Raw genomic sequence first — 22,178 nt, forward strand, 5'->3', positions numbered from 1 at the left:
CCGATTTTTCGAAGTTCGAGAGGAGTCCGGGGTGACAGGCTGGCGACTGGGAATCGATATCGGCGGCACGTTCACGGATGTGATCGCCGTCGCGCCGGACGGGGCCGACCGCCGCTCGGCCAAGGTGCCGAGCCAGCCGCAGGAGCCGGTCAAGGCGATCGTCGACGCGATCGCCGCCGTCGGCCTGGCCTGGGAGGAGGTGGCCGAGATCGTCCACGGCACGACGATCGTGACCAACGACATCGTCGAGCACCGCTACCGGCCGTGCGCGCTCATCGCCACCGCCGGCTTCGCCGACACCATCGAGATCGCCCGCGGCTCGCGCCGCCACCTCTACCGGATGGACGCGCTGCCGCGGCCGCAGCCGCTGGTCCCGTCGGAGCTGCGGTTCGAGGTCGCCGAGCGAGTCGCCCACGACGGCGGCGTGGCGGTGGCGCTGAGCGACGGCGAGATCGCCCGGGTCGTCGCGGCGGTGGCGGCGAGCGGCGTCGACACGGTGGCGGTCTGCCTGCTCCACTCCTTCCGCAACCCCGACCATGAGCGCCGGCTGGGGGCCGCCCTGCGCGGGGTGGTTCCGCACGTCAGCCTGTCCCACGAGGTCAGCCCCGAGTTCCGCGAGTTCGAACGGATGAACACCACCGTTCTGAACGCGATGATGATGGCCAAGATCAAGCACCACCTCGGCCTGATCGACGAGCGCCAGCCCGAGGGCAGCCGGCTGCACCTGATGCACTCGGCCAGCGGCATGGCCTCGCCGGCGCTGATCGCGGAGCGCCCGCTGATGCTCGCCATGTCGGGCCCCGCCGCCGGCGTCTCGGCCAGCTCCAGGACGACGCGCGACCTGGGCATCCGCCATGCGGTGACCTTCGACATGGGCGGCACCACCACGGACGTCTGCCTGATCACCGACCAGAAGGCCGAGATCGCCGTGAACCGGGACCTCGGCGGCCAGCGCATCCGCATGCCGATGGTCGCCGTCGATTCGATCGGCGCCGGCGGCGGCTCCATCGCCCGGCTGGTCAGCGGCGCCCTGGTGGTCGGCCCGGAAAGCGCCGGCGCCCGCCCCGGCCCGGCCTGCTACGGACTGGGCGGCACCCAGCCCACGGTGGCGGACGCCGACCTGATCCTCGGCTACCTCAACCCCGGCCGCACGCTGGGCGGCTCCGTCCGGCTGTCGCCGGAGCGCGCCGTGGAGGCGGTCCGCCCGCTCGCCGACGCCATGGGGTTCAGCGTGCCGCAGGCGGCCATCGGCATCGCCAAGATCGTCCACGCCAACATGGCGCGGGCGCTGCGCCGGGCGACCGTCGAACGGGGGCTCGACATCCGCCGCTTCGAGATGATCGCGTTCGGCGGCGCCGGGCCGATGCACGCCGTCGAGGTGGCCCGCCTGTGCGGCATCGCGCGCATCACCGTTCCGGCCTTCTCCTCCGGGTTCTCGGCGCTGGGGTGCGTCGAGGCGACGATGAGCTATTCGCGGCAGATGACCGTCGGCATGAAGTCCACCGCCTGGAACGGCGCCGCCCTCGCCGCCCTGGTGGAGGCCCAGGTGCGGGCGCTGTCGGCGGTGCTGGTGGAGGCCGGACACGATCCCGGGGCGCTGGCCATCGCCATGACGGCCGGCATCCGCTACAGCGGGCAGAGCTACGAGACGCCGATCGCCGATCCGGCCCTCGACGACCGGGCGACGCTCGACCGCCAGTTCGACCGGGCCCACGCCGCGCTCTACGGCTATTCCACCGGCGAGCCGTGGGAATTGGCCTCGCTGCGCATCGACGTGTCGGCGCCGCGGCCGGACGAAGCGCCGCCGCCCGCCATCCGGCGCGACGGCGCCGCCCCCCGCACGGGCGTCCGCCGCGTCACCTTCGAGACCGGCGAGACCGCCGACGTGCCCGTGCTGGACCGCGCGCGGCTGCCCGTCGGCGCCCCCCTGGAGGGCCCGCTGGTCGTCGAGGACGCCTGGTCCACCGTCATCCTGCCCCCGGGCGACCGGCTGCGCGCCGACGCCGCGGGCAACCTGCACATCGAGGTCCGGCTGTGAGCATCGATCCCGTTTCCCTTGAAGTCATCCGCAACGCGCTGACCGCGATCGCCGAGGAGATGTCGATGGTGGTGATGCGGGCGGCGCGCTCGCCGCTGCTGCGCGAGGCGGGGGACCATTCGTCGGCGCTGACCGACGCCGCCGGCTTCCTCGTCGCCCAGGGCGCCGACGTCCCCGTCCATCTCGGCGTGCTCAGCTTCACGGTCCGCGAGTTCCTGAAGCGCGTTCCCGCCGGGCGGCTGCGCCCGGGCGACGTCTGGATCGTCAACCTGCCCGAGGTCGGCGGCAACCACCTGCCCGACGTGAAGCTCATCCGCCCGCTGTTCCACGACGGCGTGCTCTACGCCTTCGCGGTGAGCCTCGCCCACTGGGCCGACGTCGGCGGCGCCATGCCCGGCAGCTATTTCGCCGACGCCCGCGACGCCTGGCAGGAAGGGTTGCGGATGCCGCCGACCCGCCTCGTCGCCGACGAGGCGATGGACGAGGAGAAGCTCGGCCTGATCCTCGCCAACGTCCGCGGGCCGGAGGAGCGCAAGGGCGACATCCTGGCGCAGATCGCCGCCACCACGGTCGCCGGCCGGCGCCTGGAGGAACTGGCGCGCCGCCACGGCGTGGCCTGGCTGCACGACGCCTTCGAGGCCATCCACGACCGCGCCGAACGGCAGATGGCCGATGCGATCCGCGCAATCCCCGACGGCGTCTACGTCGGCGAGGACTGGATGGACGACGACGGCCACGGCGGCCCCCCCGTGCCGATCCGCGTCACCGTCACCATCGACGGCGACAGGGCCACCTTCGACTTCAGCGCGTCGGCCGACGCCGTGCCGGGCCCCATCAACACCACCCGCTTCATCGCCGGCGCCGCCGTCTACTACGCCATGAAGGCTCTCTACGGCCCGGAGATCCAGCCCTCGGGCGGCTGCAACCGCCCGCTCACCGTCATCACCCGGGCCGGCTCGATCGCCGACGCGCCGGGCGACCGCCCGGTCGTCGGCGGCAACCACGAGACCTGCCAGCGCTTCGCCGACGCGATCTTCCACGCCCTGGCGCCGGTCGCCGCCGAGCGTCTCAGCGCCGGCGGCCCGACCACCGCAGGCCTGCTGATCTTCGGCACCCGCACCGCGGACGGCTGGTCCACCTTCTACGAGGTCCATCCCGGCGGCGAAGGGGCGCGCACCGACCGCGACGGCATGTCGGCGACGCGGGTGCACCTCGCCAACGTCATGAACACGCCCGCCGAGGTGATCGAGGCGGAGTACCCGATCACCGTCGAGTTCCAGCGCCTGCGGCGCGGCTCGGGCGGGGCCGGGCGCCACCGCGGCGGCGACGGCATCGCCCGCGGCTACCGCATGCGCGGCGAGGAGACGGCGCTGACCACCATGTTCGAGCGCGCCGTCGTGCCGCCGTACGGGCTGGAGGGCGGTGCGCCGGGCGCGGTGTTCCAGGCCACCCTGACACGGGCGTCGGGCGAGGAGGTCCGCCTGCGCGGCAAGCAGAACGTACAGATCGGCCGGGGCGACCTGGTCGTCGTGGAGTCCTCGGGCGGCGGCGGCTACGGCGCCGCCGCCCGCGAACGCCCGCTCCCGGGCTTCTAGAGCGGGATCACTCCTGGTGGAATCACCTGGAGTGTGAATCCCGCTCTAATTTCAAATGTTTAGAGCAAGATTCACGGTTTTGGCCGGATCGGCCAAAAGCGATCTTGCTCTAAGAAGAACCAGGCCATGGCTCCCATCCAACAGGAAGGTGGAATGATGCGTAGACGCGATTTTCTCGGCAGCGCGGTCGCCGTCGGTGGCGCGGCGGCCCTCGGACTGGCCTTCCAGCCGCGGTTCGCCCTGGCCCAGGGGCAGAGCGGGGTGATCCGCATTCTCGCCGAAGGCGCCCCCAACACCTTCGATCCCGCCGGCACCGGCTACAACACGCCGTCCGTCGGCATCACCTGGAACGTCTACGACCGCCTGGTCACCTTCGCCCCGAAGGCGCTCGCCGGGCCGGGCCAGGAGGGAGCCTTCATCTACGACTTCGATCGCGTCGTCCCGCAGGCGGCCGAGAGCTTCGACGTCTCGCCCGACGGCACGATGATCACCTTCAGGATGCGCCCCGGCGCCACCTTCCACGACGGCAGCCCGGTCACCGCCGAGGACGTGAAATGGTCGCTCGACCGCGCCGTCAACGTCACCACGGCGAAGAACCAGATGGCCACGGGATCCCTGAAGGACCCGGCGCAGTTCGTCGTCCTCGACGACATGACCATCCAGGTGAAGACGGAACGCCTCGACCGCTTCACCCTGCCGAACCTGGCCGTGCTGTTCCCGGCCATCTTCAATTCCAAGCTCGCCAGGCAGCACGCCACGCCGGACGATCCCTGGGCGACGGAATGGCTGAAGAACAACGTCGCCGGCGGCGGGCCCTTCAAGCTGGGCAGCCACCAGGCGGGCCAGCAGTTCGTGCTGGAGCCGTTCACGGAGTGGAAGAACGGCGACGCCGCGCCGGCGGCGCGCATCCTCTACCAGATCGTGCCGCAGGCGGCCAGCCGCCGGATCGCCGCGGAACGCGGCCAGGCCGACCTGGTCTGCGACCTTCCCGGCCGCGACGTGGCCGGCCTCGTCAAGGACGGCAAGGTGCGGGTGCTCGGCATCGCCAATCCCTCGTCCGTCACCTTCATCGCCATGAACAACACCCTGGCGCCGTTCGACAACGTCAAGGTGCGCCAGGCGATCGCCTGGAGCGTGCCGTACCAGGACATGTTCACGGCCGTGCTCTACGAGCGCGGGACGCCGCTGTTCGGCGGTCCGGCGGAGATCGCCTCGACGCAGTGGCCGGCGCCCATCCCCTACACGCAGGACCTCGACCGGGCCAAGGCGCTGCTCGCCGAGGCGGGCCTCGCGCAGGGCTTCGAGACGACCTTCTCCATCGACGCCGACGACGTCACCGTCGGCGAGCCGGTGGCGATCCTCATGCAGGAGGCGCTCGGCAAGATCGGCATCCGGGTCGCCATCAACAAGGTGCCGGCGGGCCAGATGGGAACCCTGGTGACCGAGAAGAAGCTGCCGCTGTACATCGCCAACGCCGGCGCCTGGATGCGCAGCCCCGACTACTTCTTCCGCGTCTATTACCAGGGGAACTCGCGCTGGAACTTCGGCAGCTATGGCAATCCGGAGATGGCGAAGCTGGTCGCCGACGCCCGCTGGGAGAACGACCCCGCACGCTACGAGGCGCTGGTCAAGCGCATGATCGAGCTGGCGCGCACCGAGGTGCCGGTGGTGCCGCTGTGGTCCGCCTTCCAGGACACGGTGCTGAGCCCGTCGGTCAGCGCCTACACCTACATGTTCCACCGCGGTCTGGAGCTGCGCCACCTGAAGAAGGCCTGACGGCGCCGGCGCGGGCGGGAGCGGCCGCGGCCGTCCCCGCCCGTGCCGCGCCGCCCGTGCGCCCCGCATCACCCGAGGATCCCGACCGACCATGCGCAACACGCTGGCGAAAACCGTCCTGACGCGCCTTTGGAGCGCCGTCCCCGTCCTCTTCGGCGTCCTGCTCGTGACGTTCGTCCTCGTCCGCGCCCTGCCCGGCGATCCGGCGGTCCAGTACGCGACCAGCCCGACCGCCGGCCCGGCGGAGATCGAGGCCATCCGTCGCGAGCTCGGGCTGGACCGCTCCGTCGTCGAGCAATTCGCGTTCTATCTCCGGGAGATCGCGCGGGGCAACTTCGGCAACTCCATGCAGACCGGCCAGCCCGTCCTCAGCGACTTCGCGGTGCGCCTGCCCGCCACCATCGAGCTCGCGGTCCTGGCCTTCGCCCTCTCCATCGCCGTGGCGCTGCCCGCCGGCGTGCTGGCGGCGATCTGGCGCCACACCTGGTTCGACCAGCTCTGCCGGGTGGTGTCGTCGGTGGCCGCCGCCATGCCGGTCTTCTTCTTCGGCCTGCTGCTGATCTATGTCTTCTACTTCCGCCTCGGCATCGGCTCGGAGCCGATCGGCCGGTGGCCGAGCATGATCATCCCGCCGGAGCCGGTGACCAACTTCGCCACCGTCGACGCCCTGATCGCCGGCGACTGGGAGCTGTTCGCGATGGCGGTCGGCAAGATGGTGATGCCCGCCGCCTCCATGGCGATCTTCGCGGTGGCGCCGCTGCTGCGCATGACGCGCGGTGCCATGATCGACGCGCTGGACAGCGACTACGTCCTGGCCGCCCGCGCCTTCGGCCTGCCGCGCCCCCGCATCGTCCTGTGCTACGCGCTGCCCAACGCCATGCTCCCGGTGCTGGCGACCATGGGCATGGTGCTGTCCACCATGCTGGGGGCGAACATCATGATCGAGAAGCTCTTCGCCTGGCCCGGCATCGGCGCCTACGCCGTGAACGCGCTGATCGCCGTCGACTACGCGCCCGTCCAGGCCTTCGTGCTGATCGTCGCGACGCTGTTCGTGGTCATGACGCTGGCCATCGACATCGTCTCCGCCGCCGTCGACCCCCGCTACGCGGTGCGGGGCTGACATGGCGAGCGTGGCAGACATCCGCTTCGTCCTGCGCCGCAACTTCGTGACGGCGGTCGCCGGCGTGCTCCTCCTCGTCCTCGCCGCGGTGGCGCTGGTCGGCCCGTACCTGGTGCCGCACGAGCCGCTGGCGACCAACCTGCGCGCCGTGCTGGCGCCGCCGTCGGCGATCCACTGGTTCGGCACCGACCATCTCGGGCGCGACATCTTCAGCCGGGTCGTCGTCGCGGCGCGGCTGGACTTCGCCATCGCCATCGTCGCCGTGGCGCTCTCGGCGGCCGTCGGCGTGTCGGTGGGCGCGCTCAGCGGCTACGTCGGCGGCTGGCTCGACCGCCTGCTCAGCCGCGTCGTCGACGTCATGATGGCGTTTCCCCTCTTCGTCGCCGCCATGGCGCTCGTCGCCGTGCTGGGGAACTCGGTCGAGAGCATCGTCCTGGCCACGGCGATCATCAACCTGCCCTTCTATTTCCGCCTGATGCGGGCGGAGATCAGCGCCCGCCGCTCGGCCGGCTACGTGGAGGCGGCGATCATCAACGGCAACCGGGCGTCCCGGGTGATCTTCCGCTTCCTCATCCCCAACGCGCTGCCGCCGGTCGTGGTCCAGATCTCGCTGAACCTCGGCTGGGCGATCCTCAACACGGCCGGCCTCGCCTTCATCGGGCTGGGCGTGGCACCGCCGACCCCGGAATGGGGAATCATGATCCAGGAAGGGGCGTCCATGATGGTGTCCGGGCAATGGTGGGTCGTGGTCTTCCCCGGCCTGGCGCTCGTCCTGTCGGTCTTCTGCTTCTCGCTGCTCGGCGACGGCATCCGCGACATCATGGACCCGAGGCGGCGCAGCTGATGACCAGACTTCTCGACATCCAGGACCTCGTGCTCGGCTTCGAGGGCAGCGGCGGCCTGGTGCCGGCGCTGCGCGGCGTGTCGTTCGGCGTCGACCGCGGCGAATGCCTGGCGCTGGTGGGCGAGTCCGGCTCCGGCAAGTCGGTGACCGGACTGGCGATCATGCGGCTGCTGGGGCGCAACGCGCGGATCGGCGGCGGCGCCATCCGGCTGGACGGGCAGGATCTGCTCGGCCTGCCGGAGCGGGCCATGCGCGCCATCCGCGGGCGGCGCATCGGCATGGTGTTCCAGAACGCCAAGGCCAGCCTGAATCCGATCCGCCGCGTCGGCGACACGCTGGTCGACATCGTGCGCGCCCACGACCGCTCCGGGCTGTCGCGCGCGGCGGCGCTGGACAAGGTCACGGCGATCATGGCGCAGACCGGCATCGCCCGGGCGGAGCAGCGGGTGCGCAGCTATCCCTCCGAGCTGTCGGGCGGCATGTGCCAGCGCATCGCCATCGCCGCGGCCCTGGCGTGCGAGCCGGAGCTGATCATCGCCGACGAGCCGACCTCGGCGCTCGACGTCACCACCCAGCAGCTCGTCATGGACATGCTGATCGCCGCGTGCCGGGAGCGCGGCGTCGCGGTGATCTTCGTCACCCACGACCTGGCGCTGGCCAGCGAGTACTGCGACCGGGGGATCGTCATGAACGCCGGGCGCATCCTCGAGAGCGGGCCGGCGTCGGTCATCTTCACCGAGCCCCGCCACGCCTACACCCGGGCGCTGCTGGACGCGCTGCCCTACGGCAAGACCAGCGCCTCCGAACTCCGGCTGATGTCCGGTGACTTCTCCCATCTGCCGCCGGAGATCACGCCATGACCGCCGCCGCCTCGGCGCGTCCCGCCGCCCCCCACCTTCTGGAGGTGCTGAGCGCCACCAAGCACTATGCCGTCCACGGCGGCCGGATCGCCGCCGTGGACGACGTCACCTTCCGCGTCAAGCCGGGGGAGATCCTGGGGATCGTCGGCGAGTCCGGCAGCGGCAAGACGACGCTCTCGCGCATCGTCGCGCGCCTCGTCGAGCAGGACGACGGGCGCGTCGTCTTCGACGGCAAGGACATCTCGTTCCTCGGCGGCGCGGCGTTCGCCCGCATGCCGGCGCGGCGCCTGCTGCAGATGGTGTTCCAGGACCCGCTGGCGAGCCTCAATCCCCGCTTCCGCGCCGGCGAGGCGATCGCCGACCCCGTCCTGCGCCTCGGCACCCCCGAGGAGCGCCGCAACGCGCGCGCCCTGGTGGTCGAGGCGGCCGCCCACGCGGGCCTGCCGGAACGGCTGCTGGCGAGCTACCCGCACCAGCTCTCCGGCGGGCAGCGGGCACGCGTCGACATCGCCCGCGCCATCGTGCTCAAGCCGAAGCTCATCATCCTCGACGAGCCGACCTCGGCGCTCGACGCGTCGCTTCAGGCCCACGTCATCCAGACGCTGCTGGCGCTGCGCGCCGAGCTGGGGGTGGCCTTCATCTTCGTCAGCCATGACCTCAACCTGGTGCGCCTGATCAGCGACCATCTGCTGGTCATGCATCTCGGCCGGGTGGTCGAGCAGGGCGGCGCCCAGCAGATCTTCGAGGACCCGGCGCACGACTACACCAGGCGGCTGATCGCGGCGATTCCCCGGCTCGGCCGGCGCCGCGCCGCCCCCGCCCCGGTCCGGGCGGCGGCCGACTAGGTCGGGCGCCGGCCGAGCCGGGAGTCGCCGCTCACTCGCCCTCGGGCGGGCTCCCGGCGGCCTTGGGGAGCTTGGCGCCCGTCAGGTCGCAGCCCTTCAGGAAGGCCATGTTCACCTTGGCGCCGCTCAGGTCGGCATGGCGGACCAGCGCCCCCTGGGCGCTCCGGCACCGCAGGTCGGCGCCGACCAGGCAGGCGTTCTGCAGGTTGGCCGGCCACGGCCGGGCCGCGTCGCCGATGATCGGCAGGGCGTCGAGGACGACGCCGGCGAGCGTCGCCCCGGCGAGGTTGGCCCGGCGCATGTTGCAGCCGGACAGGTCCGCGTCCCTGAGGTCCGCGTTGGTGAAGTTGCCGTAGGCGAGTTCCGCCATCACCAGGGACGCGCCGGACAGGTCGGCCCCGCTGAGATCCGAGCGGACGATGCGTGCGGCGGAGAGATCGGCGCCGGACAGCCGTGCCCCGTTCAGGTCCGCCATGTCCAGCTCGAGGCGGCGGCCGTCCGCGCCGCGGCTGTCGAGCCAGCGCCGGTGCGCCTCCAGAAGCTCGGGCAACCGGCCGCCGACCGGCACCAGCGACGCCCGGGGATGGACGCCGAGGTCCGCCAGCACGGCGATGGTCGCCTCGTCCATGCGGGCGCCGGAGAGCACGACCCGGTCCAGCTTGGTGTTCTTCAGCGACACGCCGGAGAGGTCGGTGGCGATCAGCACGGCACCCGACAGGTCGGCGCCGCTCAGGTCGGCGTCCAGCAGCTCCGCGCCGGTCAGGTCGCACCCGTCGAGCCGCGCCCCCATCAGCATGGCGCGGGGCAGCCGGGCGTCGACCATGCTGGCGTTGCGGCTGAAGGCGGTGTCGCGCCCCTTGGCGTCGTTGGTGGTGCTGACCGCTCCCACCGTGCCGGTGCGCAGGTCCGCCCCGGCGAGGTTGGCGTCGGCCAGGCTGGCGCCCATGAAGTTGGCGCCGCGCAGGTCGGCGCCGAGGAAGTCGGCACCGTCGAGGGTCGCACCTTCGAACTCCGCCATCAGCAGCACCGCCGCTCGGAAGTTGGCCCGCGACAGGGCACTCCGGGCGAAGCTGGCGCCGATCAGCTTGGCGTTGCGCAACGACACGTCGGGGAGCGACAGGTCCGCGAGGTCGAAGAAGCTCAGGTCGACCTGCCGCCCCCCGGCCCTGCCGTCCAGCCACTTCCGGTGGGTGTCCAGAAGCTTGCGCAGGCTGTCCAGATGCTGGGCCGAGTGGCTCATCGCCGTCGTCCCGTGCCGCCGGTCGTTCGCGCCGGCCGGGCAGACGGACCGTCGGGATCGTGCGCTTGGCGTCGTCTCACGTCGTGTTTCTCCCAGGTCCGGCCGGGCGCCCGGAATGGGGCCGCCCTTCCCCCGCCACCATGGCCTATCCGGCGGCCGGCCGCCAGACCCTGTCGACGGTCCCTCCCGGCGGCGGGCGTCCGCTCCGCCCGCTCCTCACGGGGTGCCGAGGATGCGGGGGAGTTCGGCCATCAGGGCGTCGCGCGCCCGCACCCCGGCGAGGGTCGGCTGCCGCGCCGCGTCCTGGATGAGGTGCGCGAACACCACGGTCCGCTCGCCCCGTGTCGCCCAGCCCACGAACCAGCCGTAGGGGCGGTTGCGGTCGAGCGTCCCGTCGCGCCCGGCCGGCGCCCCCGTCCCCGTCTTGCCGTGGACCTCCCAGCCGCCCGCCAGGGTGCCGACGGCCGTGATCCGCCGCGTCATCGCGGTGGCGTGGGCGCCGACCGGCAGCTCCCGCCGGACGAGCCGGCCGAGGAACCGCACCTGTTCGAGCGGCGAGATCGCGAGCGACGAACTGATCCAGGCGCGGCGGAGCCCGTCGTTGCCGCCCGGCGTGCCGGAGACGTCGCCGTTGCCGTACCCGAAGGCGTCGACGTACCGCCGGAAGCGCTCCTCGCCGAGCGCCGCCGTGATCCGCTGGGAATACCAGACCACGGAGAGCGCCATCCAGCGCGCCGGGTCGGTCGTCGCCCGCCACGCCGGCGACCAGTCCGGATCGCCCTCGCGGAAGGGCAGGGCGGGCGCGTGCCCGTCGACGAGCACACCGGAATCGTAGCCCATCAGGCTGAGGGCGATCTTGAACGTCGATGCCGGCGTCACGCGCGCGCCGCACCGGCCCTCCTCCAGCAGGAGCGTGCCGCTCGCCGCGTCGGCCACCACGGTGCAGACGGGCGCCGCGGCGGCCGGCCGCGCGAACAGCGCGATGGCCAGGATGGCGAGGGCGGCGGATCGCTGGCGCATGGTCGGCAGTCCCGGTGCTGGAGGGGCGCGGGCCACGGCACGGCGGCCATCGCAGGCCGACTGTGGCGGACGGCGGCGGGCCTGTCACCGGCAGGAATGTTTGCGGCAGCCGCAAATTTTTCTGCGGGCGGTCCTCCGGTCCCCGGCGGTCCAGCCCACCTCGCGAGCCCTCCGCCCTTCGGCGAGCGGCTGCTCTGGACGGGGCCTCAGGCGGCCCCGGGATCCTCCAGCATCGCCCCCTGGCGGACGAGCCGCGCCCGCACCTCCGCCGCCGGCGCGTCGCGCCCGTCGGCGACGAGCGCCGCCGCGACGCCGGCCGCCTGGCCGGTGGCGAAGGCCGTGCCCATGACCCGGATGGCGGCGCCCGCCTTGCGGTCGCCGTCGGCCGTCCGGCCGGCGGCGAACAGGTTGGGCGTGTCCACCGAGCGCAGGCACGACAGCGGGATGTCGTACGTCGCGCGGTCCGGCGGCAGATCGAACGAACTGCCGTAATCGCCGCGGTCGTGCCATTCGGCCCCCCAGGCGCCGAGCGCGACGCAGTCGGCGAACCGCCGGCGCGCCACCACGTCGTCCCACCGCAACTGCCCGACGCTGTCGATGTGGCGTGATTCCCGCGTCCCGAACTCCGGTCCCGTCGACACGAGGTAGGCGCCCTCGCACCCGGCGATGCTGCGGATCGCCTCGAGGTAGGCCCAGGCCTGCCGCCGGCCCTGCCGCTCGGCGGCGCTCATCGAGGCGGAATCGCGGGGATCGTAGTCGGCCGAGGCGACATAGCACACGAGGTCGTGCGACACCGGCAGGCGGGCGACCACGCTGCGGTCCTTGGTGAACACGTCGACGCCGCGGTCCCGGAGCCGGGCGACGGCGTCGGCGATGTCCTGGGCGGTCACCTCGACCGCGGCGGGAATGCCGCCGAAGCGCGTGCCGAGCGTGCCGAGGTTGACCGCGCCGCCGTTGCCGTAGCGCGTCGCGGCCCCGCCGAAGCAGGCGAGGTCCCCGTCCCCCGTGCAGTCGACGAAGGCCGCCGCTTCGACCCGGCGAATCCCGGCGTGGTCGGCGTAGGTGACGGCGGTGATCCGTCCCCCGGCCCGGTCGGCGCCGATCAGGCCCGCGCCCAGCAGCACCTCGACGCCGGCGCAAGCGCAGACCTCGTCCAGGACGGCCTTGAGGGCCTCCGGATCGAAGACGACGTAGACCCCCCGGTGGCGGTGGATCCCGCTGAGCGCGCCGTGCGCCGCCAGCCCGTCGAGCACCTCGTCGGCGATGCCGCCGACCACCTTCCGCGGCGTCTCGCCGAGCGTGTAGAGCCCGCAATAGGTGACGACGTTGCGCATGGTCGACGCCCCGCCGAGGCAGCCGAACTTCTCGATCAGCAGCGTGCGCGCGCCGGATCGCGCGGCGGCCGCCGCCGCGGCGACGCCTGCGCTGCCGCCGCCGGCGACGACGACGTCGTACCGGTCCACCGACTCAGACATGGAAAGCTCCTTCGTGTGTGCGGCGGGCGCCGCCGGCCGCGGCCGGTCACGGCCGGGCGGGTGCCGTCGAGCGGCCCTTGCGGCCGACGGCCCGGGAGGCCAGCACCCCCAGCATCGGGATCACTCCGGCCAGGGCATAGACCGGGTCGGGATGGATCAGCGCCACGGCACCCAGTGCGAACAGCACGCGCAGCAGCCCGTTGAGCGGCACCAGGAACCAGCCGACGATGGCGGCGGCCAGCGCGGTGACGCCGAGGACCGCGGTCAGCGAGACGACGGCGATCGCCCAGGGGGAGCCCTGGAGCAGGATGGCCGGGCTGTAGAGGATCACGTAGGGCACGATGAAGCCGGCGATCCCCAGCTTGAACGCGACCACGCTGGTGGTGATCGGGTTTGTCCGCGCCACCCCGGCGGCCGCGTAGGAGCTGAGCCCGACCGGCGGCGTGATGAACGAGACGATGGCGAAGTAGAAGATGAACATGTGCGCCGACACCAGCGGAACGCCGAGCTTCGCCAGCGCCGGCGCGCCGAGCACGGCGGTGATGATGTAGGCCGCCGTGGTCGGCAGCCCCATGCCGAGGACGATGCAGGCGATCATGGTGAGGATCGCCCCCAGCCACAGCATCCCGCTGGACAGGTCGATGATGATCTGGGTGAACCGTACGCCGAGGCCCGTCATGGAGATGACGCCGATCACGATGCCCGCCGAGGCGCAGGCGAGCGCCACCGGCACCGCGGTGACCACGCCGAGCCGCAGGGCCTCGAGAACCTCGCGCCACGGCAGACGCCGCTCGCGCAGGAGCGTGGCCAGGCTGGCGATGCCGACCAGACTGACGATCGCGACGACGCCGGCGATGATCGGGGACAGATGCGCGAAGACGAGCGCATAGATCAGCAGCGCCAGCGGCAGCAGCAGGTGGAAGCCCCTGGCGAGGACCTGCCGGACGTCGGGCAGCGCGTCCCTGTCGAGGCGCGGCATGTCGAGGCGGCGCGCCTCGAAATAGACCATCAGCCCGATGGACAGGAAATAGAGCAGGGCCGGGATCAGCGCCATCAGCGCGACGCTCGCGTAGGAGACGCCCAGCATCTCCGCCATGACGAAGGCGCCGGCACCCATGATCGGCGGCATGATCTGCCCGCCGGTCGACGCCACGGCCTCGACGCCGGCGGCGAACTCCGGCCGGTAGCCGGTCCTGCGCATCAGCGGAATCGTGAAGGTGCCGGTCGTCACCACGTTGGAGACGGAGGAGCCGTTGACGCTGCCCATCAGGGCGCTGCCGACGACGGCCGTCAGGGCGGGCCCGCCCCGCAGCCGGCCGGTCAGGGCGACCGCGAGGTCGATGAAGAGCGCCCCGGCGCCCAGCTTGTCCATCAGGGCGCCGAGCATGATGAAGAGGATGACGAAGGTGGCGGAGACGGCGACCGGCGTGCCGAAGATCCCGCTGGTGCTCCAGACCAGGTACGTGGTCAGCCGGTCGAGGCTGTAGCCGCGGTGGGAGATGATGTCCGGCATGTAGGGGCCGGCGAGCCCGTAGAGCAGGAAGGCGACGGCGACGAGGACGATGGGCAGGCCGACGCTGCGCCGGGTCCCCTCGAGCACGAGCGCCATCAGCAGCACCCCGACCACGAGGTCGGCGCGCGTCGGCCCGGCGATGCCGCGCTCCAGGACCAGCCGGGGATCGAAGGCGAACCAGAGATAGGCGGCGACGGCGGCCGTGGCGGCGAACAGGACGAGGTCGGACAGGCGCGCCAGGGACCGGCCCCGGCCGTCATGCCCCATCCCCATGGCGTAGCAGATCAGCAGCAGCCCGAGCAGGTGGGTTCCGCGCTGGGTGTACGGCGCCGCGATCCCGTACGTGGCGGTGTGGAGATGGAAGCCCGCGAGCAGCAGCGCCAGCGCCCACACGGCGAGGGCACGCGGCGACTGCGCCAGCGCACGCAGGGCCGAACCGTCGAGGCGGCCGGCGGTCGCGTCGTCTGGTCTCTGAACGTCGGTCTCGGACATCACGTCATGGACTCCAGGCGGATCGGCGCCGCCGTACGGCGGCGCCGGCCAAATCGGAAGCGCATCGAAGGCCGCTGGCGGGCGGGACGGCGGTCCCGCCCCGCGTCGGATCGACGCTCTCTATTGGGGAAGCGCCAGCCCCCGCTCCCGGTAGAAGCGTGCCGCCGCGGGGTGCAGCGGAATGCCGCCGAGGCCCTGCAGCGCGCGTTCCAGGGTGACGTTGGACTTCACGGCGGCGTGCACGTCCTGCCACTCGGACGCGTGATCCCAGATGATTCCGAGCATCTCGTAGACCTGCCCGTCGGACAGGCCGGATTCCGGGGTCGTGTACATCACGATGCGGCTGACCGGCAGCGTGGCGGCGCCGTCGATGTGGTCGTACGTGCCGCCCTTGACCTCGGTCTTGGAGAAGTAGGGATACCGCTTGTAGAAGCCGTCGTCGGCGATCGAGACCAGCTTGGTCCTGAAGCTCGTCGTCAGGTCGAGCAACGGCGCCGAGCGCAGGGGATGGGTGATGATGAACGCGTCGAGCTGGCCGTCCTGCAAGGCCGTCGCCATGTCGGCGTCCTCCATGAACTGCTCGTCCACGTCGTCGTAGGACAGGCCGAAGTACGCCAGCAGCGCCCGCGCCGCCTGCTCGCCGCCGCTGCCCGGCGCGCCGACGCCGATCCGCTTGCCGCGGAAGTCGGCGATCGAGTCGACGGCGCTGTCGGCGGGCGCGAAGACCTGCACGTAGTTGCCGACGGTCCCGAACAGGCCTTGCAGGTCCTTGACCGCCCTGCCTTCGTACGCTCCCGCACCGGTGTACGCCTGATAGGCGACGTCGTTCGCGGAAATCGCCCATTGCAGTTCGCCGTTGGCGAGATTGCGGATGTTCGCCAGCGAGCCGGCCGTCGCTTCCGCCGAGGCGCGTATGGTCTCGGAGTGGCGGTTGATGCTTTCGGCCATGGCCACGCCCATCGGGTACAGGGCGCCGGCGGTGCCCGCCGTGCCGATGACCACGCGCGTCACCTCGGCGGACGCCGGCGCCGCCGTGGCGGCCAGGGCCAGGGCGCACAGCAGCGCCGCGCATACGTTCCTCATGGGTGTCCCTCCTTTCCCCATTCAGCCATTCTTGGGCTCTTGGCCCCTTCTTGCATGCCGCCATCTCGTGTGGAATAGAGGTATGTGCGAAAGCAGCTCACGCGATTCGGAGCATAATGGGCCGCGCCTTTCGAGGCTGCCGGGTGCGGCGCGGATCGGGGGAGACCGTGGACACCTATCTCAATCTTCGCGCCTTCCTGGCGACCGCCGACGCCGGCAATTTCTCGCAGGCGGCGCGCGAACTCGGCGTCGCGGCGTCCGTCGTCACCAAGCGGGTCAACCAGCTCGAGCACCAGCTGGGGATCGAGCTGTTCCGCCGCTCGACGCGGAGCCTCACGCTCACCGAGGCGGGCCGCAAGCATCTCGACCGCTGCCGCTCGATCGTCGCCCAGATCGACGATCTGATCGCCCCGCCCCAGACGCGCCGGGAGCTCGAGGATTTCATCCGTGTCCGCGCCCCGGTCACCATGACGCGGATGTTCCTCGGCGCCATCATCCAGGACTTCCTGACGGCCCATCCGAAGGTGCGGCTGGAGCTGGTGATCTCCGAGCGCCCGATCGTCTCGGAGGGATCGGGATTCGACGTGTCGATCGGGGCCGTCCCGGTCACCGTCGGGACGATCACCGACGTCACGCTGTGCCGCCTGCGCCGCTTCCTGTGCGCCTCGCCGGCCTATCTCGCGCGCTTCGGCCGGCCCGAGAGTCCGCGCGACCTCGTCCACCACACCTGCCTGAACTTCATGCCGTCCGGCGCGGTGTGGGTCTTCCGCACCGGGACGGCGCCGATCGAGCTGGAGGTGGCGCCGCGGCTGAGCTCGAACGACGGCCAGCTCATCGTCGACGCCGCCGCCGCGGGCATGGGCATCGCCGCCGCGTCGGAATACGTCAGCGCGTCGCTGATCGGAAGCGGCAGGCTGGTGCCGGTCCTGGAGGACCACCCGCTGCCCGAATTCTGGATCAAGGCGACGCTTCCGGCCAACCGTCCGGCCACCCCGGCCGTCCAGGCCCTGATCGGCCACCTCAAGGCGGCGTTGTCGCCGGTCGCCCCCTGGGAGCGCGCGGCGCCGGAGCGGCCGGCCGGCGACGGCGCGCCGTAGCCGGCCGCGGCCGCCCCGACGACAGCGGCCGCAGCCGCGGCCGCCCCGACGACAGCGGCCGCGGCCGCGGCCGCCCCGACGACCTCACCAGAGGATGATGACCCCCATGAGGGCGCAGTAGCAGGCCACGAAGACGCCGGTCCAGCCGAGGCTGCGCTCCAGCGGGATCTTGGCGATGGTGCAGGCGAGCATCAGGCTGATGCCGTAGGGCGGGGTGATCTTGCCGACCGAGAGGGCCATGACCACGATCAGGCCGAGCTTGACCGGGTCGACCCCCAGGGTCATGGCGACGGGCGTCAGGACCGGCACGAAGATCAGCATGGCCGGCGCCGGGTCGAGGAAGGTGCCGAGCACCAGGAAGATGGCGGCGACGCCGAACAGGAACAGCACCGGCCCGACCGCCATCATGTCGATGGCGCCGCGCACCGCGCCCAGCACGTCGTAGTAGGTGAGCAGCCAGCCGAAGAGCGTCGCCGCGCCGACGCAGAACATCACCGCGGCGCTGAGGATGCCGGTCTGCAGCGCGGTCTCGTAGAGCACCCGCAGGGTCAGGTTGCGGTAGACGAACACGCCGAGCAGCATCACGTACACCGCGCCGACCGCCGCCGCCTCGGTCGCCGTCATGATGCCGAAGCGGATGCCGCCGACGATCACCACCACGGCCGTCAGCGGGATGAGCGCGCGCGCCAGGATCAGGAGGACGTCGGCCGCGCTGTGCTCCTGACGTTCGGCCTCCAGATTGTGGCGGCGGGCGTAGAACCAGACGACGAGGATCTGCTGCAGGGCGATGAGGAGGCCCGGGATGTAGCCCGCAACGAACAGGGCGCCGATCGACACGTTCCCCGCCGCGCCGTAGATGACCATGAGGATGCTCGGCGGGATGACGCTGCCGATGACCGACGAGGCCGCGGTCAGCGCCGCCGTGAATCCCGGGTCGAAGCCCTTGCGCGTCATCGCCGGGATGAGGAACCCGCCGACGCCGGCGACGTCCGCCGTGGAGGAGCCGGAGATCCCGCCGAACAGCACGCTGCCGGCGACGTTGACGTGGCCGAGGCCGCCGCGCAGCCGGCCGACCAGCAGGCCGGCGAGCGCCAGGACGTCGCGCGTGACGCCGATGCGGTTCATCAGGAAGGCGGCGAACATGAAGCCGGGCACCGCCAGCAGGAGGAAGCTGTTCAGTCCGGAGAACAGGCGCAGCGGCAGGACCGACAGGGTGAGCCCGGGATCGAGCGCGATCACCCCGGCCGAGGCCAGGAGCAGCCCGGCGGCGATGGGCGCGCCGATGATCAGGATCGCCGTGAAGACGGCGAAGAGGACGAGGATCGACATGCCGGCTCCCTCAGCTTTCCGCCCGCAGGGTCTCGTCGAGCAGGGGCTCGCCGCCGCGCAGCGCGATCTCCAGGGCGAAGACGATCATGAGCAGACCGCCGGCCGGCAGCGCCGCGTAGGTCGCCGCCATGGGAAACCCGGTGAAGGGGTCCGACTTGACGAGGCCGAGGCCGACGAAGCCGATCCCCGTCCAGACCAGCAGGATGCCGACGAGCCCCGACAGGGCGATCTGCACGAGGCGGAAGGGCAGACGCAGTTCCGGCGGCAGGGCGGGGACGATGACGTCGGCCGAGAAGTGGACGCCACGCCGGACCCCGATGGCGCTGCCGACCATGGACAGCCAGACGAAGAACAGGGGAATCAGGAAGCCGGTGACCGGCCAGCTTCCGCCGAAGACGTAGCGGTGGACCACCTGCTCGAAGAGGACGAAGACGAGCAGGACGGTCAAGGTGGCGATCACGGCGTTCAGGATGCGCTCCAGCCGGTCGAAGAAGGTGGGCATTGGCTGAAAAAGGCGGAAACCTGCGTTTCCGCCTCCTCCCATCAGTGGACGTCGGTGCTGCGGGGTGGACGGGGGCCGTCCGCTCGGAGCGATCGAGCGGACACGCTCGTCACTTGGCGGCGGCGCGGATGCGCTCCGCCAGTTCGGTCACCCCTTCCTTCTGGGCGTAGGCGTCGATCACCGGCACCGTCTTGGCGATGAAGGGCGCCTTGTCCGGGCTGGTGAAGGTGACGCCGAACTCCTTCTCGAGGCGGGTCTTGTTCTCCCGGTCGAGCTTCTGCTCCAGCGCCACGTCGAAGTCGGCCGCCTCGAGCGCGGCGTCGCGCACGACCGCCTTGAGATCGTCGGGGAGCTTCTCCAGCGAGGCCAGGTTCATCACCACCGGCCGCACCGTGACGTTGTGCTGGGTCAGCGCGACGTAGGGCGCCACCTCGGCCCAGCGCGCCGAGGTGAAGGTACTGTACTCGTTCTCCGCCCCGTCCACGACGCCGGTCTGCAGCGCGGAGTAGGTTTCCGGGAAGGCGACGACCGCACCGTACGCGCCGAGGGACGACCACCAGCCCAGGATGACGTCCCATTCCCAGGTGCGCATCTTCAGCCCGGCCAGATCGTCGATCGACGCGATGGGCTTGGAGCGGGTGATCATGTTGCGCTCGGCCCCGCCGAAATAGGCGAGGATCGCCATGCCGGCCTTTTCCTCGTACGTCTTGGCGATCTCCTTGCCGATCTCGCCCCGCGTCACCGCCAGCATGTGGTCGATCGACTGGAAGACGTACGGAAGCTCGAGGATGCCGGTGACGTTGGCGTACTCCGCCATCACGCCCGGGGTGTTGATGCAGATGTCGATGACGCCGGCCTTCACGCCGTCGAGCAGTTCGGGGTTGGAGCCGAGGGTGCCGTTGTCGTGGACGGCGACGTCGATCCGGCCGCCGCTCTTCTCCTCGACGATCCGCTCGAACTCGCGGGCGGAGACGCTGTGGGGATGGTCGGTCGGCGTGACCACGCCGACGCGCAACGTGAAATCGGCCGCCTGGGCGGTGCCCGACGCCAGGAGCGCGGCGAGCGGCAGCAAGGTCCAAATCTTCATGTTTCCTCCTTGGGGTTTCTGGTTCCGGTCGGCCATGCCCGCGGCGGGCGTCTAGAGCGGGATCACTCCAGGTGGAATCGCCTGGAGTGTGAATCCCGCCCTGAATTCAAATGTTCAGAGCAAGATTCACGGCTTTGGCCGGATCGGCCAAAAGCGATCTTGCTCTAGGCGGCGACGGCGTAGGCCTTGATGAAGTCGCGGTCCGGGGCGATGCCCAGGCCGGGACGCTCCGGCGGGCGGACCGCGCCGTGCTCGCGCAGCTGCTCACGGATGGCCAGCGGCTCGGTCAGCAGCTCGTCGCGGAAGCGGTTCGGCGTGGTGTCGAACTCCAGCATCGGCGGGATGGGGTGGGCGCCGCCCGGCATGTCGGGGAGCGTCATCAGCAGATGCATGTTCGTCGCCACGGCGACCGCCGATCCCCAGACGTGGTTGACCACCGGCACGAGCTGCGCCGCGGCCAGCGCCGTCACCTTCAGGTACTCGGTGATGCCGCCCAGCCCGCAGACCTCCGGCTGCAGGATGTCGACGCACCGGTCGGCCAGGAGGTCCCGGAAGCCGAAGCGGCTGAACTCCGCCTCGCCGCCGGCGACGTTGGTGTCGATCGCCGTGCGCAGCTCGCGGTAGCCGACCCGGTCCTCGGGCGCCAGCGGCTCCTCGAACCAGTACACGCCGAGACGGTCGAGGGCGCGCCCCACGGACACCGCCTCGCGGATGGAGTAGCAGTGGTTGGCGTCGACCATCAGGAGCTTGTCGTCGGGCAGCGCGTCGCGCACCGCCTCGACCAGTGCGATGTCCTCCCGCGGGCCGCGGCCGACCTTCATCTTGACGCCGACGAAAGGCTCCTGCCCGAGCACCGCGGCCTCCTCGCGGAAGCGGTCCGCGAGGTCGGGCACGCGCTGCAGCATCATGCCGTAGCCGTAGACCGGCACCCGCTCGCGGCACGGCCCGCCCAGCAGCCGATAGAGCGGCAACCCCGCCGCCTGGCCGGCGATGTCCCACAGGGCGATGTCGATGCCCGACAGCGCCTGGAGCGGCATGCCCTTCTGCCCGTGGTCGCGCAGCGCGTTGTACACCTTGTGCCAGAGCGCCTCGCGGGCGAGCGCGTCCTCGCCGAGCAGCATCGGCGCGATCGTCTTCTCGACGATTGCCCGGTTGCCGAGGGCGACGTTGCCCGGGCCGAAGCACTCGCCCCAGCCGGTGAGGCCGCCGTCGGTCTCCACCTCGACGAGGTGAGCGGTGCGCGCCCGATAGTACTGCTGCGAATAGCCGAGTTCGACGTCCATCGGATAGCTGAGGATGTGGCTGCGGATCGCCGTGATCCGCACCGCACCGATCCCCGCTCGGGCCGTGCCGTCCGACTTCGCTTGCGCCCCGGACATTCTCGTCCTCTCTTCATATTTTCATAATATGAAAAGGCTACGAGCCCACGAGGAGCGCTGTCAAGCCTGAATGTCGGCGGGTAGGATTTGACGAACCCGCCGGAGCTGCGGTATGGAAAGGTATGATGAAAACCACCGACCCGACGTTCCAGGAACGCGTTCCGCGGAACCTGTCCCAGCATGTCGCGCGGGAGATCGGCACCAGCGTGATTCGCGGCGACTGGAAGCCGGGCGACACGCTGCCCGACGAGCCGTCGCTGTGCGAGCAGCTGGGCGTCAGCCGCACGGTCGTCCGCGAAGCGGTCAAGATCCTCGCCGCGAAGGGTCTCATCGAGGTGCGGCCCCGTCGGGGCACCACGGTCCTGCCGCGCAAGCGCTGGCAGCGCCTCGATTCCGATCTCCTGGCGTGGCAGCAGACCATCACGCCGACGCGGGAGGTGCTGCAGCAGCTCCTCGAGGTGCGGCGGATCATCGAGCCCGAAGTGGCCGCCCTCGCCGCCGAACGGGCCGACCTGCGCGCCTGCAAGTCGATCCGCGCCGCGTACCAGGCCATGCAGGAGGTGGTGGACAGCGCCGACGGCTATGTCGTGGCGGACGCCGCCTTCCACGCCGCCGTGCTGCGTGCGGCCGAGAACGAGTTCCTCGACGCGCTGGAGGCCGTCATCTTCGCCGGGCTGCAGGCGAGCATCCGCGTCACCAACCCGCGCCCCGAGAACAACCGTTCCTCGCTCAAGCTGCACGAAGCGGTGGCGGACGCCATCGAGGCGCGCGACCCGGACCGGGCGCGCAAGGCGATGCAGGAACTGCTGGCCGACGCGAGCCTGCGCATCGCGAACTCGACCCTCTGAGCTCGATCCTCTGAGCGGGTCCGGCCGGGCCGGTC

At 71.4% G+C, this 22,178-nt stretch carries 18 protein-coding genes; 9 read left to right on the top strand and 9 right to left on the bottom strand.

Annotation, left to right across the window (positions count from 1 at the left end; genetic code table 11):
- The first annotated feature begins 31 nt into the window (after window positions 1-31).
- From ACSBPG_RS23295 to ACSBPG_RS23325, 7 genes are all read left to right on the top strand, one after another.
- Window positions 32-2,038, top strand: coding sequence for a hydantoinase/oxoprolinase family protein (locus ACSBPG_RS23295; RefSeq protein WP_435539617.1), 2,007 nt, complete (start codon window positions 32-34; stop codon window positions 2,036-2,038).
- A complete protein-coding gene (locus ACSBPG_RS23300; protein WP_435539618.1) occupies window positions 2,035-3,633 on the top strand; it encodes a hydantoinase B/oxoprolinase family protein in 1,599 nt (532 codons plus the stop codon). Before ACSBPG_RS23295 ends, ACSBPG_RS23300 begins: the two co-directional genes overlap by 4 nt.
- 153 nt (window positions 3,634-3,786) lie before the next feature.
- Complete coding sequence (locus ACSBPG_RS23305) at window positions 3,787-5,409, top strand: ABC transporter substrate-binding protein (protein WP_435539619.1); 1,623 nt, start codon at window positions 3,787-3,789, stop codon at window positions 5,407-5,409.
- A gap of 91 nt (window positions 5,410-5,500) precedes the next feature.
- Window positions 5,501-6,529 carry an ABC transporter permease gene (locus ACSBPG_RS23310; RefSeq protein ID WP_435539620.1) on the top strand — a complete coding sequence of 343 codons (1,029 nt, stop codon included), beginning with the start codon at window positions 5,501-5,503 and terminating at the stop codon, window positions 6,527-6,529.
- A gap of 1 nt (window position 6,530) precedes the next feature.
- A complete protein-coding gene (locus ACSBPG_RS23315) occupies window positions 6,531-7,373 on the top strand; it encodes an ABC transporter permease (protein ID WP_435539621.1) in 843 nt (280 codons plus the stop codon).
- A complete protein-coding gene (locus ACSBPG_RS23320) occupies window positions 7,373-8,233 on the top strand; it encodes an ABC transporter ATP-binding protein (RefSeq protein WP_435539622.1) in 861 nt (286 codons plus the stop codon). The genes ACSBPG_RS23315 and ACSBPG_RS23320 overlap by 1 nt, the downstream gene beginning before the upstream one ends.
- Window positions 8,230-9,078 carry an ABC transporter ATP-binding protein gene (locus ACSBPG_RS23325; protein WP_435539623.1) on the top strand — a complete coding sequence of 283 codons (849 nt, stop codon included), beginning with the start codon at window positions 8,230-8,232 and terminating at the stop codon, window positions 9,076-9,078. The genes ACSBPG_RS23320 and ACSBPG_RS23325 overlap by 4 nt, the downstream gene beginning before the upstream one ends.
- A 31-nt stretch (window positions 9,079-9,109) precedes the next feature.
- Here ACSBPG_RS23325 and ACSBPG_RS23330 read toward each other — a convergent pair whose 3' ends face one another.
- From ACSBPG_RS23330 to ACSBPG_RS23350, 5 genes are all read right to left on the bottom strand, one after another.
- The gene (locus ACSBPG_RS23330; protein ID WP_435539624.1) at window positions 9,110-10,318 is read right to left on the bottom strand and encodes a pentapeptide repeat-containing protein; all 1,209 of its coding nucleotides are present in this window, start codon (window positions 10,316-10,318) and stop codon (window positions 9,110-9,112) included.
- Window positions 10,319-10,534: 216 nt separating this feature from the next.
- Complete coding sequence (gene blaOXA, locus ACSBPG_RS23335; RefSeq protein WP_435539625.1) at window positions 10,535-11,338, bottom strand: class D beta-lactamase; 804 nt, start codon at window positions 11,336-11,338, stop codon at window positions 10,535-10,537.
- A gap of 206 nt (window positions 11,339-11,544) precedes the next feature.
- On the bottom strand, window positions 11,545-12,813 hold the full coding sequence (locus tag ACSBPG_RS23340; RefSeq protein ID WP_435539626.1) for an FAD-dependent oxidoreductase: 1,269 nt from the start codon (window positions 12,811-12,813) through the stop codon (window positions 11,545-11,547).
- Between the two features lie 46 nt (window positions 12,814-12,859).
- Complete coding sequence (locus ACSBPG_RS23345; protein ID WP_435539627.1) at window positions 12,860-14,818, bottom strand: TRAP transporter permease; 1,959 nt, start codon at window positions 14,816-14,818, stop codon at window positions 12,860-12,862.
- A gap of 120 nt (window positions 14,819-14,938) precedes the next feature.
- Window positions 14,939-15,901, bottom strand: coding sequence for a TAXI family TRAP transporter solute-binding subunit (locus tag ACSBPG_RS23350; protein ID WP_435539628.1), 963 nt, complete (start codon window positions 15,899-15,901; stop codon window positions 14,939-14,941).
- 167 nt (window positions 15,902-16,068) lie between these two features.
- Between ACSBPG_RS23350 and ACSBPG_RS23355 the strand changes: the two genes are divergently transcribed.
- Window positions 16,069-16,998: a LysR family transcriptional regulator gene (locus ACSBPG_RS23355; protein WP_435539629.1), complete on the top strand. Its 930-nt coding sequence runs from the start codon at window positions 16,069-16,071 to the stop codon at window positions 16,996-16,998.
- 84 nt (window positions 16,999-17,082) lie between these two features.
- On the opposite strand, the gene ACSBPG_RS23360 is transcribed toward ACSBPG_RS23355, so the two are convergent.
- From ACSBPG_RS23360 to ACSBPG_RS23375, 4 genes are all read right to left on the bottom strand, one after another.
- Window positions 17,083-18,327 (bottom strand): TRAP transporter large permease, encoded by a 1,245-nt coding sequence (locus ACSBPG_RS23360; protein ID WP_435539630.1) that lies wholly within the window; start codon window positions 18,325-18,327, stop codon window positions 17,083-17,085.
- Between the two features lie 10 nt (window positions 18,328-18,337).
- On the bottom strand, window positions 18,338-18,829 hold the full coding sequence (locus tag ACSBPG_RS23365) for a TRAP transporter small permease (protein WP_435539631.1): 492 nt from the start codon (window positions 18,827-18,829) through the stop codon (window positions 18,338-18,340).
- Between the two features lie 109 nt (window positions 18,830-18,938).
- Window positions 18,939-19,916: a TRAP transporter substrate-binding protein gene (locus ACSBPG_RS23370; protein ID WP_435539632.1), complete on the bottom strand. Its 978-nt coding sequence runs from the start codon at window positions 19,914-19,916 to the stop codon at window positions 18,939-18,941.
- 164 nt (window positions 19,917-20,080) lie between these two features.
- Window positions 20,081-21,295, bottom strand: a complete 1,215-nt coding sequence (locus ACSBPG_RS23375; RefSeq protein ID WP_435539633.1) for a mandelate racemase/muconate lactonizing enzyme family protein — start codon at window positions 21,293-21,295, stop codon at window positions 20,081-20,083.
- 125 nt (window positions 21,296-21,420) lie between these two features.
- Here ACSBPG_RS23375 and ACSBPG_RS23380 point away from each other — a divergent pair, with 125 nt between their 5' ends.
- The gene (locus ACSBPG_RS23380; RefSeq protein WP_435539634.1) at window positions 21,421-22,143 is read left to right on the top strand and encodes a FadR/GntR family transcriptional regulator; all 723 of its coding nucleotides are present in this window, start codon (window positions 21,421-21,423) and stop codon (window positions 22,141-22,143) included.
- Window positions 22,144-22,178: the final 35 nt, after the last annotated feature.

It is taken from the genome of Azospirillum sp. ST 5-10 (genome assembly GCF_051225715.1).
In the GTDB taxonomy this organism is placed as follows: Bacteria; Pseudomonadota; Alphaproteobacteria; order Azospirillales; family Azospirillaceae; genus Azospirillum.